Origin of the sequence: Kamptonema sp. UHCC 0994 (genome assembly GCF_029167235.1) — a bacterium.
GTDB lineage: Bacteria > Cyanobacteriota > Cyanobacteriia > Cyanobacteriales > Microcoleaceae > Kamptonema.
Map to the genome: position 1 here is coordinate 19,203 of NZ_JARFTR010000083.1, position 10,937 is coordinate 30,139.

Annotated in this window: 15 protein-coding genes; 2 read left to right on the forward strand and 13 right to left on the reverse strand. The window is 44.1% G+C overall.

Annotation, left to right across the window (positions count from 1 at the left end):
• Nucleotides 1-5 precede the first annotated feature (5 nt).
• From PY364_RS08635 to PY364_RS08695, 13 genes are all read right to left on the reverse strand, one after another.
• On the reverse strand, nt 6-953 hold the full coding sequence (locus PY364_RS08635) for a hypothetical protein (RefSeq protein ID WP_275521835.1): 948 nt from the start codon (nt 951-953) through the stop codon (nt 6-8).
• A 114-nt stretch (nt 954-1,067) separates the two neighbouring features.
• A complete protein-coding gene (locus PY364_RS08640) occupies nt 1,068-1,436 on the reverse strand; it encodes a hypothetical protein (RefSeq protein WP_275521836.1) in 369 nt (122 codons plus the stop codon).
• A gap of 12 nt (nt 1,437-1,448) precedes the next feature.
• Nucleotides 1,449-2,657 (reverse strand): baseplate J/gp47 family protein, encoded by a 1,209-nt coding sequence (locus PY364_RS08645; RefSeq protein ID WP_275521837.1) that lies wholly within the window; start codon nt 2,655-2,657, stop codon nt 1,449-1,451.
• Complete coding sequence (locus tag PY364_RS08650; protein ID WP_275521838.1) at nt 2,651-3,265, reverse strand: hypothetical protein; 615 nt, start codon at nt 3,263-3,265, stop codon at nt 2,651-2,653. The genes PY364_RS08645 and PY364_RS08650 overlap by 7 nt, the downstream gene beginning before the upstream one ends.
• The gene (locus PY364_RS08655; RefSeq protein WP_275521839.1) at nt 3,243-3,716 is read right to left on the reverse strand and encodes a phage protein Gp36 family protein; all 474 of its coding nucleotides are present in this window, start codon (nt 3,714-3,716) and stop codon (nt 3,243-3,245) included. The genes PY364_RS08650 and PY364_RS08655 overlap by 23 nt, the downstream gene beginning before the upstream one ends.
• Before the next feature lies 1 nt (nt 3,717).
• Complete coding sequence (locus PY364_RS08660; RefSeq protein ID WP_275521840.1) at nt 3,718-4,734, reverse strand: hypothetical protein; 1,017 nt, start codon at nt 4,732-4,734, stop codon at nt 3,718-3,720.
• 10 nt (nt 4,735-4,744) lie between these two features.
• Nucleotides 4,745-5,164: a hypothetical protein gene (locus PY364_RS08665; protein ID WP_275521841.1), complete on the reverse strand. Its 420-nt coding sequence runs from the start codon at nt 5,162-5,164 to the stop codon at nt 4,745-4,747.
• Between the two features lie 31 nt (nt 5,165-5,195).
• Nucleotides 5,196-6,143 (reverse strand): hypothetical protein, encoded by a 948-nt coding sequence (locus tag PY364_RS08670; protein WP_275521842.1) that lies wholly within the window; start codon nt 6,141-6,143, stop codon nt 5,196-5,198.
• A 565-nt stretch (nt 6,144-6,708) separates the two neighbouring features.
• Nucleotides 6,709-7,158, reverse strand: a complete 450-nt coding sequence (locus tag PY364_RS08675; protein WP_275521843.1) for a hypothetical protein — start codon at nt 7,156-7,158, stop codon at nt 6,709-6,711.
• Nucleotides 7,151-7,759, reverse strand: a complete 609-nt coding sequence (locus tag PY364_RS08680) for a hypothetical protein (protein ID WP_275521844.1) — start codon at nt 7,757-7,759, stop codon at nt 7,151-7,153. Before PY364_RS08680 ends, PY364_RS08675 begins: the two co-directional genes overlap by 8 nt.
• Before the next feature lie 47 nt (nt 7,760-7,806).
• A complete protein-coding gene (locus PY364_RS08685; protein ID WP_275521845.1) occupies nt 7,807-7,998 on the reverse strand; it encodes a hypothetical protein in 192 nt (63 codons plus the stop codon).
• A 20-nt stretch (nt 7,999-8,018) separates the two neighbouring features.
• Nucleotides 8,019-8,273: a hypothetical protein gene (locus PY364_RS08690; protein ID WP_275521846.1), complete on the reverse strand. Its 255-nt coding sequence runs from the start codon at nt 8,271-8,273 to the stop codon at nt 8,019-8,021.
• A 51-nt stretch (nt 8,274-8,324) separates the two neighbouring features.
• On the reverse strand, nt 8,325-8,603 hold the full coding sequence (locus PY364_RS08695) for a hypothetical protein (protein ID WP_275521847.1): 279 nt from the start codon (nt 8,601-8,603) through the stop codon (nt 8,325-8,327).
• A gap of 240 nt (nt 8,604-8,843) precedes the next feature.
• Between PY364_RS08695 and PY364_RS08700 the strand changes: the two genes are divergently transcribed.
• On the forward strand, nt 8,844-9,080 hold the full coding sequence (locus PY364_RS08700) for a helix-turn-helix transcriptional regulator (protein ID WP_275521848.1): 237 nt from the start codon (nt 8,844-8,846) through the stop codon (nt 9,078-9,080).
• A gap of 358 nt (nt 9,081-9,438) precedes the next feature.
• The gene (locus PY364_RS08705) at nt 9,439-10,836 is read left to right on the forward strand and encodes a CHC2 zinc finger domain-containing protein (protein ID WP_275521849.1); all 1,398 of its coding nucleotides are present in this window, start codon (nt 9,439-9,441) and stop codon (nt 10,834-10,836) included.
• Nucleotides 10,837-10,937: the final 101 nt, after the last annotated feature.

The window sequence follows — 10,937 nt, forward strand, 5'->3', positions numbered from 1 at the left end:
TTCGTTCAAGGACTCGAAGGTATCCAAGGGTCAGGCTCTCCACTTGGGTTGATTTCATTCATCACTTGCCAGCAAGGAACGGCGTAGTTTTTGCCGTTGGAGCCTCGAACCACTATCCAACTGGGTTCACCTTCAAGAACACCGGAAGGGATATTGCCGATGCTAGCCTCACCAATACCGGGGGGGAGAAAATCGAAACTAACCTGACTCCCGCCGTGTCCGTGCTCAACTAAAGCATAAGCATCGGCACGGCGGGTAGCAATTGAGCCCAAGCCCAAATTACGCCGCGCTACTTTTTTATCCTCAATATCCGCCAAGTTGCGATCGCTCTTCAAAAACTCCCGTCCGATTTCTTCTAGCGCGGCCTGAACGTTACGAGAGTTAAGCTGGGTATTTCTGCCAACTTGAACGTCAGAGGCTTGCAAGATAAGGGGAGCATCGCCCCTCATAGCGTTCTCTTGTCGCAATCGGTAAAGACTCACCTCTAACTGGTTCCCAGAAGTAATGCCTACGGGGAACAACTCACCAAAAGGCAGCACCGCACCTTCTCGAATGCGTGGCACAATCGCTCGAAATTCCACCAGTTTTTTCCGGTCGAATGAATCAACCCGCCTTAATTCTTGAGGGTTTCGTGCTGAATCTGTCCACCATCGTCCGTCGTCACCCTTCACCGCTGCGCCTAGCCACTCACGCCCTTCCTCTGCCACATTAGTCAGGAAATAGCGCGTTACTGGCCAGGTTTTGAAAATCTCAAACAGGTAGGTGACATTGGCGGTTTCAGTTTCTTCAAGCTCAAACTCGCTGTTCCCCTCCGCTAGAGCAAACTCGCGAGGTTCCGTTGTGTGGGCTTCAAATCCATCAGCAATCACAGCATCTAAGGTGACACGCACGATGCCGTTTATCAGCCCTCGACCTGAATCTCTGATTTTATCTGCTTTGATTCTAGTTGCCATACTTGTGCTTCTCCTTGCAACCTTTGCAGTCCCCATTACAATTTACGCAGCCACCTTTTTTACCAGCCGCCCTGTCTCTAATTTTATTGAGATTTTTTTCGAGTATTCGTGCGTTCATTTGCTCTCCAAAATAAACCATTCGTGAAACAAAATTGCTAGAAAAATATCACCCTCTATCCAATCACAAACCGCCACAAACCCCGACTGAAATTTATTATCAAAATAGGTTGTATCTTTGAGGAAAAGGGTTAGTGATTTTTCATCTTTACTCCAAATTATTCGCAGGATGGTAATATTTTGGTGATGAAAAAAGGGGATGGGAAGAAGAATAGCTCGCCCCTCTATTTCTATGAATTCTGGCGGCTCTTCATCCTCCAAAACCGTTGACCAATTAAAAGGGCCTTCGTGTTTCCCGACAATACCATCCCAGGGAGAGGTTCTAATTTTATTTATAATTTCTGTTGATAAATTCTGTAGTTTCAAAATACTATCCTCCTAAAGGAATGATTCAGGCGTGACAGAAAAACTGAAAGTCTCCCGCCCGACTGATAGGAAAGCTTGAACTTCCATCAGTTTCGGAAGTTTGTACGGAGCGCCGAGAGTTACATTGCGTGGCGCAAAGTCTATGGATGGTTGGTTATCATCTTCGGGTTCGGACAATGCGATTGTTGCTGAAAGAACGGACAAAACCGAATCAGTTTTTCGAGCGTAAAACTCAACTTCTTTAATTCTAACCTCCTTGCGTAGCGAACCGTCAGGTTTGATATAGGAAGCTAAGTTCTTAAAGATATTACGGGCTATTTTATCAGGAGATTCAAGATTAGAAATTTCAGCATAAACTCGAACTATTACATCTACTAACACCACTGGCTCAACTTTCAGAGCAATATTGATAAGCGATTTATCTTGTAAATGTCTCTGAATTGAATTTTGCTGCACTAAGTTAATGGGGTTGCCCGTTGCATCAAGGGCATAGACGATGATTTCATTGAGCCGCACAGCGCCTTTGATTGCGATCGCAACTGCCCCTTTTCCTAAATATTCTGTCGTCTCTTCCTCGTAATCAGAAAGCGATATCAGCCCCCGGCGACGCAAACTAGCCAGCGCCCGTAATTTCGCCTCATCCAAAGTCTCTGCATTAACTCCCCCTTGAGCAGCTTCGGGGTTGTTAACTGATAAGAGAAAGGGAAGTGGCTGGTAAGCATTTTTAATCGTGTTCGGGGGCAGATTACCAACAGCACCCACCTGTAAGCATTGAGCTCGTACCAACCGTGCAGTAAAACCAGTCGGGATAATCAAATCGGTCAATATTTCAAAAGGAATGCCCCGCTCAGATGTGACAACAAACCCACGCTCAATCACGTATGGGTTGTCAAAAGTCCGGGCTAACCTAAATTCCAGCATCACTTCAGCGGCCGCGCCCTCTCGCATTCTCATGCCTAACATTTGCAGCCAAGCAATCATAAATGCTTCAGGAATGAGGTTGATGGTTTCATTTCTTAATTCTGCTAATCCCAGGGCGAACCCTTCGTAAAAAGCAACTAACGGGGAACCGGCAGAAAAATCATTAAGAGTACCTCCCGACGCTTCGTAAACACGGCCATACATCCACCGTAAAATTTGCTCCTCATTGCGGGGGTCGAGTGTGGGAGAGGGGACGAGTTTATATTCGTATCTGTCAGTAAGTCCGGTGTCTCCTAGCATGGTCTTTCTCCCTCCATTTCGTCAGGCAATTGTTTTGACCAGACTAAAACTCCGGGTTTATTGTTCAAGCTTGTCACCGCAAACAGTCTCAGTTTTCCGATTCTAAAACACTGTTCCCGTTCGCCACAATCGTCAATAATTCCGTTACCTTTTTCGTCAGTAACAAACTCCATCTGGTAGGTTTGCCCCCAACTCCAAAGTCCCTCAGTTAGCCCTAAAAATTCTTCCTCGATGATGGTAAGGGGAGAGGCTTCGCACAAACAGGTTCCCAAACCATTGAGCGCCGCCCTGACTTGATTGAGGAGAGTGTAAATAGGTAGATGAGTGCGGAGGTCTTTGGCTTCTACTACCGCCGTAAAATTTGCTTTAGCTCTGCGGTTTTGCAGCCCTCTGCCTGATTTGGCGGCATCTAAGTTAGAGTATTCTACTCGGCGACAGCCAACCGTGATAGTTGCGTCGGCTCTAATCATGCCGCGCATGGAAGGCCCCAATGGGGAAATTGCCACTGATGTTCCCACAGTGGTTTTTTCGATAGCGGACATCATCGCCGATTCAATCACCGCGATCGCATCGGCCGCGATCGCATCAATATCTTCTGCCTTTGACATGAGGCGAACTACTCCACTCTATTTCCTTCATTTCTCCTACAATCGTCCGACCATAACTTTGGTTTCGGGAAGCGCCCGATGTTGGTAATAGTGTCCCATCAGCCGTTATGAGAGCGTAAGTGCCTTTGGCAATTTGCTCTAATTGTTTGTACGCTTGCTTCGCCAACAAAGCAGTTTCTTCCCGCATTTTTGTCCTGCCTTCCATTCGGTACATTGCTAAGTCAATTGCCAACTGAACGATTATCGGCGGATAAGGTTGGGGTAATGGCAATTGATATCTTGTCCCGATATAACCATCTATTTCTGGCCCCACCGCAGCGATCGCTCCGGCAATTACAGAATCAACTATTTCAGTCTTGGGCTTCCCAGATTTCCAAGAATCAATGTTACTTAAGTCTATCGCGTCTTGTTCTCCAACCTTGCTTACAAACTGAGCGACTGTTGCGTACATACTACGGTTTCACTGGGTTAACTACCAATATCCCACACTGTTTTTTAGTAACTACACTAATGCAGTTCATCATCGACTGAATGTAGTCCGTGTAAGTTTCCTCATCCCTTTTTACTGGTGTAACAATTGGGTGAGTACCGCCCTCGTCACCATAAACAAAGTTCATCCCGTAAGACAGGACTTTCTCATTAATTATTGACGCTGAATATGGGGTGATATTATCGTAATTTCTCTCCAAAATTGGCGGGTGAATGTAATACAATCCCAAAAAATTGCCCCACACAAAATCAGAAGGCGAATTAGCTGAAAGCCCTGATTTAATGGTGGTTGAGCCGACCGCAACTTTTTTAATTCCGAAAATCGATTGCAGTTTCTCCGCATTGATTACTCGCAGAGAATCAGTTGGCAAAACATCTTTGATGAACTGGTTGTCAAACATTCCATTCATCACCCCATACCCCATCAGCATGAGGTTAGGCTCAACACCAATATCCCGAAGCATCTGCTCTTTTAAGTTCATCACAAATGGCACTGGGTCGATATTCGTAGCACCATCGCCCCCCAAATAACCACCTGCGGCTTGTACGAGAACGTTTGCTGGTAAGTAATTGGCAGGATTTTGTATCATGAATGCTTGGCGATATTCCTCACCAAACATCAATCCATATATCAATCCATTAATATCATCGGACACCGATTCGCCTGTTTCTATAGCTTCCTCAACGGGTAAATCCGACCTCAAACCGTGCAGTTTTAGGGTATATTCTTCCGTCTGTCTGCCCCTTGGAATCGTGGCAAATGGAGCGCCCGGACTTCTTTCTGTATTGAATAAAGTTTGCCCCAACTCAAGAGGATAATCGATTACGTAACCCTTGAGTTTATTTTTACGGACGGGAGGGAAAACATATCCGCCAACAAAAGCGTTGGTTTTAAAGTCTCGTCCGATTCTGGAAAAGACTGCATCCGCTTCTCCAACTTTAAGATTTTGTAGTGATGGGGGTGTAATAACAATTGGCATAATAATTCACCTAAATTAAAATTACTTCTACTAACGCGGAATCTCCTACTTTATTGTAGGAGTGAGGGGGTAAAACTCCTAAATGGTCAGCTTTCGTACCGATAGCAGCAGTCCCTTTTGCCCCTGATTTTACATAGATATCAGATGCTTTGGTCACAGTCGAAACCAAACTTGGAGTAGAAGAAGTATCAATCGTAAACTCTTCCCAAGTCCCCATTTTAACTTTTGATTCAACACAAGCAGAACCGTCGAATACAACTGTTACGGCCTCTCCTTTTTTGCCGTTGGTTAGGGAAACCCCAAGCACAATTGGGTCAGCTTTGGGATTTCCGGGGTCTGCCATGTAACCGTTATTTGAGATAAATCGGAAAGCTTCGACATCTTCTTGGGCAACGACGGTTCGAGTTGATTGTGCGATATATTGTGTCATAAACTTCCTTAAACTAAGCGTGAAACCTAAACTAAACGTAACCGAGTCGTTCGGCGGCTTCTTTAAAGCTGACGGAATGCGCTCTAGAAAATGCCTCAATCTGAGACTCGGCTCTTAGGGATGCGCCTGTATAAATCGAATTGTTCACCCCTCCAGACTGGGGAGTTGCGATCGCACTTATTGGCTCAGAATTAAGCAAGGAAAAATTCGTTGATTGCTGACTGGAAACAGAGCCAAGATGCTTAATTAAATCAATGGCAAATCGGTATTGATGATTTTCTAGTCCCAACAGCCATTGGTATATCGCTGGTTGCCCCGCAGCAAATTCGATATTGTCTGTAGGGGCAGCATTGAAAGAGATTGGCAAATTTGTCAGAGCCCCGACCGTTGCAGCAATTTCAGAGAGCCTATTCCCCCTTTCTAATTGCAGCTTGAGAGCCTGATTTTGTTTTTGGAGCTCTACCACATCCATATCAGAGAAGTTTATAGAGATAATCCCATCAATGTTACTTTGAGAAAAATTTTGAGACAACGGTAATAAATCGCTAAGCGCTGAAGGCGTTTTTCCGAGTACCGCAATATGCTTTAAATACCGCAGACCGGGTGTGGGATTCCCCAAGGCATTCGCTTCAAAAAACGATGCAGATAACCCAATCAGTTCGCCCTCTCGAACCATCTTTAGATAGCGTGGCGAAACTGGGTCGATGTTGGCGACAAGCTCGTTGTTGTTAACAACCTCAACTGATTTGACCATGCCAAAGGCTAGCTCTGAAAGGGCATTGCGAACATAAGCTGTGAGGGTATCGACCTGACCCAAAGCCGCTGCTTCAATTAATGGGTCATGCCCTAAAATCAGGGGTGCAGCTCGGAGGCTGGGGGAATAATTGGTTGCGATCGCAGCTAGCTCAGAATGGCTAAATTCTACTGATTGACCAGACGAGGCAGTATGTTTGCCGGCACGAAAAAATTTTAGTTTCATTGCTTCACGAAAAAATGTAACGCATTTCTGCGATTGCCATAAAAAGTTATTCTAACCAATTCCTTCGATGAAACAAATAGATTATTTTCCCTCTTTACTCCGCGAACTAAACTTAGCTCTACTGGTGCTACAGGCTGAAACACTGGGTAAAACTTTTGACAGGGTACATAGAAGGGTCATATTCAGTTAGTACGTCAAGCAAACCACAGTTGTTTTCCACAGAGTAACAGGCTCTAACTAGCGCGTATCTTGTCGTATGTGTGAGTCTCATTTCGTTTTTCATTCCTAACAGTCAACAGCTTTGTCTTTGTCAAATGGATGGGCAAGTTTGAACTCATGAACTTTTTGATTCCAAACTCCTGTACTCATCCAAGGCTGACGAGTTAAAGTGGCGCACCCACACTCCGGGTTGTAACAGGTAAATCGGGGAATGCTCTCCAAGAAGCCAGCTTAATCAAAAACTACTTGGTGATTACTTGACTGATTTTTCGGTTGCAAAGTCATATTCTCCAGCCTTGTTTTGAGGTTCCCAACTAACAACTAACAACTAACAACTACTTATTCTCTAGTTTTCACGTTTCCAAATTTCTTCAATCCTATCTTCCGGTGAAATCAGCGAAGCCATCTTAGTTTTAGGCTGCTGCTTTACACCATCAAAGAACCGCCTAGCCTCTTCTGCCGTTCCCTTAAAAGCAACATCCAAATTGACTCTCACTTGCCAAAGGGGAACTGTTACTGCTGGTTTAGGGCGCACTCTCTCCCACTCCCGCACGGAGTGATAGGGCGCTCTTTTCAGAGGGTTGTAGTTGCTATTAATCCACTTTCTCGCCGCCTCCGAGACACCTTCCAACTTTAGGGCGTGCTTCGGTTTTTCATTAGACGATACAATCTTTCCTGATGAAGCAAAAGTGTGGCTTTGAGTAAGAAAGTGAAGCCACGACTCCAGCTTTGTCTTATTATTTCCTAGTAAGGATAAGGAAATTGAATTAGATTCAACTAAAATGCTGTTATTCATTTTCAATTGGAACGGTACATTGGAGAAGCCATTTTCGCTTGTTTGGGGGAATAATGTGATTGTGATTGTCATCTGCACAATTAACACAGATGACGCTCGGCATATCTTCTGTTGGCATCGTTGCCAACAACTTTTCTAGCATCAGTTTTACTGATTCAACAGAATTAAAAAGTCTGGCTTGCCCAATTCTTTCATCCCAGACAAAGGAATTACTTGTTGTTAGCTTTGAAAGCCATCGTATAGCGGTCAATTCCTCAGAAAAATAATGAACTATCGCTATGGCATATTTCATTTTTGGCTCTTCCTCAATAGCTTTAATTTCTGCTTTCAGTGCCGCTATTTTTTCCAAATCGAATTCTTCAAGAATTACGTTACCATCATCAAATTCCAGATGCGCCATGAACAATGTTCCTTTTGGGGTTGTCCCTGCGATCGCTGGATTGCCTAGCCCATTTTCAGTCATTGAATGCAGTTTATTCTGCAACTTTTTCTCAGCTTCTCTCAAGGAATTTTTTAGCTCAGTAAGACTCTCATTTAATTCCTCAATTTGCGAATTTAGCAGATACACTGCAAATAAATCGCTATCATCTTCTACTTTCATTGTTCTTGAAGTTGGTGTATGTGTAGTGAGAAATGAGGGCTACTAAATCAAGGATAATTTAGTACCGTGCCACCGTATTGAGCCGCAACTTGTCTGGCCAAACTGTAGGATGAAGTGCTCCAAGCCAAACCTGAACGAGGAACCCATGCAGGTGTAAGACAATAGCCTAGTCTGTTAACGTACTCGCTCTCCCCTGAAGAAAAATAACAGGCTTTTTGCGGATGGTAAATGATGTACATTTTCGCCTCCGTCACCGAAATTAGTAAATGATTTGGTCGTATTTCCCCATGCTGTCAATTTGAAATCCGCTTTCAAGTATTTGGCTATTATCCTTACCAAACATTTCCGGGAATGTGACAGCAAGTGCTAATAAGTGGCTGATGCTCCCAACAATCCCAGTTGTGGAATTAGAGCATCCGCGACCAATATACTCTTCACGAATACGACAGTCATTTTCATCAAATCCAGCAGCTTCGTTAGCCTTAACAAAAGCCTCAGCCAGTTGTTTTTGCATTGTTTGTCTCCTGTCGTTTTCAATGGGATAGGGCGGGGGCAGGACTCCTGCTTACTCTTGACTCAACTGTGAAACAATTGCGTGGCTGAAGGACAGTAATTCTCTACGAGACGACTTACCAAGCATCGTAATTACTTCTAAAGCATCGGCAGACTGCACGTCGAAATTTACGTGCTCTAAAGCATCCTTTACTGACATCCCGGAGTGTTTCTCCAACGTCACATGGGAGGCGGCAATGTACGCCAAAAGTTCCCATTTCTCTATCCGATTCAAATGTTCCAGCCGCGAACCGTATGCCTCGGTAATACGGTCAAAGACGCTTTCTGTCATAATTTCTTTACCTGTAAGTTCTTTGCGGGTGCTGGCGGCTCACATTTGCTTTCTCAGGGCGGGGTGTGAGCCGATGCAGCTTATATATTCAATATACTATTAACTACATGATATTGTCAACATAATAGCAATAAATAAATGGTGAGGATACCATATATTGATAGTATCAACTGATAAGGCATAGTTATCGCTTGATATTATCAACGAATTGCTAATATTTTTAAAGGAGAAATTTTAACAATGCCCATGAAAAACAAAATAAAGCAGTTAGTGGACGGTAGAGGGATATCCGTCTATCAATTCATCAAAGAGACTGGAATCGCACCCGGCACTGGGTATAAGCTGTACAATAATCCTCGCCATCAGCCTTCTCCAACGGTTCTAGGTATAATCTGCGAAACCTACGAAGTTCAGCCAAATGAGATTCTTGAATGGGTGAAAGAATCAAACAAACAGTCGAAAATAACGCGACAATGATTTGTTAATTGCTAAGAGCGCTTATGGGCAAAGGATAACAGGCGGACGCATCACCAACCGCTATCCCTGCCATCCAACCAAGCTGAACAAAAACTAAAAGCCCAACAAAAAGTCCGCCTGCGCGGACTTCAGCATTGAGGTTGACTTTGGATAAGATATATAGTAGACTTTGATAAGTTATCTGATAGTTAACATAAAAACCTACTACATACCACACCCGACTCATGCACCTCAGAGAAATAACTTGAGAACAAATTAAATATTAATTACATTTTTACATTAATAGTTGATGGTTGTCAAGTTATTTCTCTAAGTTTGCATGAGTCGGGTGTGGAAATCAAAAAAAAGGAGTAATGCCATGAGTTCCACAACAGTCATCGACCCCAAGGTAATTGAAGCGCTGAAAGATGCCAACCCTATTGAAGATGTGATTGGGCAGCACATAAACCTGAAGCGCGTCGGCAAAGATTTTGTCGGTTTATGCCCTTTCCATGATGAAAAAACACCGAGTTTTAACGTCAGCCCTTCAAAGCAGCTCTATAACTGCTTTGGCTGTGGGGAGGGTGGAGACGTTTTTACCTTTCTCCAGAAGCATTTCAATATAGAGTTTTTTGACGCGGTGAAAAAATTAGATGCGAATATCGAAATCGGTGGGGAGAAACAAACCCGCACTCCCAAGAAAACCAAGGGCACCCCCAAACAAATTTTTATCCCATCGAATGGGAAATTAATTCAGCAACCCGAACCGGTTTGGGATTCCCCCAAACCCCAACCTGTCACCGATGAAAATTGGCGGCTAATTTCCCAGGAAGAGAAAGTGCCACGCGATCGCCGCCAAGTTGCACAAATCATTTACCGTTACAGCGAAACCCAGCAGGTTCGCCGTTTCCAATGGCCGGCCGCCGACAAACCCAAAGGTCGGGACAAAACTATCCGTCCTTTTTACCTGAATGCGGGTAAATGGGTTCCGGGTATTGGTGAAACCAGTTGGCCGGCTTACGGATTGTCCGAAGCCATAGATTTCATCTCCAACCAACCCGATGATGCGGCTATCAATGTATTGATGGTTGAAGGGGAATCGAATGTTGAGATTTGCCGAGAAATGGGACTGGTGGCTGTCAGCTTGAAAACCTGGAACTCAGAGGGTGTCGGCAGTTTCGTCAAATCGCTGCAATCAACAGGCAAGAAAATAGTAGTTCTAGGATTCCTGCATGACAACGATGAGCCGGGAATCAGAAAAGCCGTTGTTGTGAAAGAAGCCTGCGATGAAGTAAATTTCCCCTGCATATTAATCAATCCAAAAGATATCGCCCCCAATATTATAGAAGGTGGAGATATTCAGGAAATTATCGCAGAAATGGGGCCAGAAGAAACCATCAAAAGATTAGAAAAACAGTTCTCTAACCCAACGGTATCGGTAGCCGACTTTGAGGAAGATGGCGGCGGCGATTCACCCACTAAATCTAAAAGACCTAGTGCCGACGCGATGGGTCGGGAAATTGCCGAAGATTACCGGAACCGCCTAGCGTTTAACAACGAAACCCTTTGTTGGTATCGGTACGAGGCGGATAACCCTGGTGTTTGGAGCCCCGAAACTGAGGAATATATAGAGTCGATAATTTTCCAAATTCTGAAAAGCAAAGGCATTGCTGATTTTGCCCCCAGTTACGTTACCAATGTTGTAAAAATTGCGCGGCACGAGTTAATCGAGCGCAAATGGTCAGAAAAACCGGCTCTTTCGTACCTACTATGCTAAAATATTAGGAAAATGCCAGCTAATCAAAGCTCTAATTTCAAAATTGTTAAAGTTTCTAAATCCAAATCCACAACGCTTTAACAATTTTAATTTGTTATTAA